This window comes from Oleiphilus sp. HI0067, from assembly GCF_001635735.1.
Genome location: NZ_LWFI01001457.1, coordinates 1 through 1,089 on the forward strand (window position 1 = coordinate 1; position 1,089 = coordinate 1,089).

Below are 1,089 nucleotides of genomic sequence, written 5' to 3' on the forward strand. Positions count from 1 at the left end.
AGGCACAGGCGCCACATTCGATGCAATCAAATAGATTGTGCTGTTCAGCTTTTTCATACTCGGCAGAACGAGAGAACCAATATAGTTGCTGAGGCAATAACTCTGCTGGGCAGGCTTCTGTACAAAGGCCACAACGGATGCAGGCTTGAGCTTGATCTTCAAATGGCAACTCTTTGGCAGACGGCGCAAGAATACAGTTTGTTGTTTTAACGACCGGCGTATCGAGCTGTTCGATGGTGTAACCCATCATTGGACCGCCAATGATTAAGCGCGCATCGCGACTATCTTGAAACTGAAATTCCTGGAGCAAGTGCGACATCGGTGTACCGATAAGCGATTCAACATTGCATGATTTTTTGAACTGATCACCGGTGAGCGTTGTGATGCGCGAGATCAATGGCTCTCCGTAGCGAACTGCGCGATACACTGCACGAGCCGTTGCGACATTTTGGCATACGACGCCGATATCGGCAGGGATGCCGCCGCTAGGCACTTCTTCACCTGTCAGAATATAGATAAGCTGTTTTTCACCACCAGATGGGTATTTAGTGGGGATGACTGCAAGTTCAATCGTGTATTGGCTGGCACTAGTATGGCCTTGATGTTCGGCAAGTGCTTCTTGAATTGCGGTATAAGCTTCAGCCTTGTTGTCTTCGATCGCTAATACGATATGTTGCGGCTCAAGTAGGCGCGCCATGATCTCTATGCCGCGTAGCATTTCGTCGGCATAGGTGCGCATTAACATGTCATCGGAGGTGATATACGGCTCGCACTCCACACCATTAATGACCAGTGTCTTGAGTTTCTTTTGGTTTGCTGGGTGGAGTTTTACTTCACTTGGAAAGCCAGCTCCGCCCATGCCAGCAACGCCCGCACGACGAATACACTTAAGGACTTTTTCGCGCTCAAGATTTAGATAATCTTCATGTGCTTCTAGTTCGCACCATTGATCTTCGCCGTCGGTATCAATGACAACACATGGAGCGCTTAATCCTGATGGGTGTGCAATGGCTTGATCGCTTATTTCTCGAACCACACCAGAGCTTGGTGCGTGCACACAGGCGCTGATTACACCATCTGCGTCTGCAA

The 1,089-nt window shown here is 49.1% G+C and carries 1 protein-coding gene; it reads right to left on the reverse strand.

Features of this window, described 5'->3' with window-relative positions:
- Nucleotides 1–1,089, reverse strand: a 1,089-nt coding sequence (rsxC, locus tag A3739_RS23825) for an electron transport complex subunit RsxC (RefSeq protein WP_082878581.1), incomplete at both ends; no start/stop codon positions are given.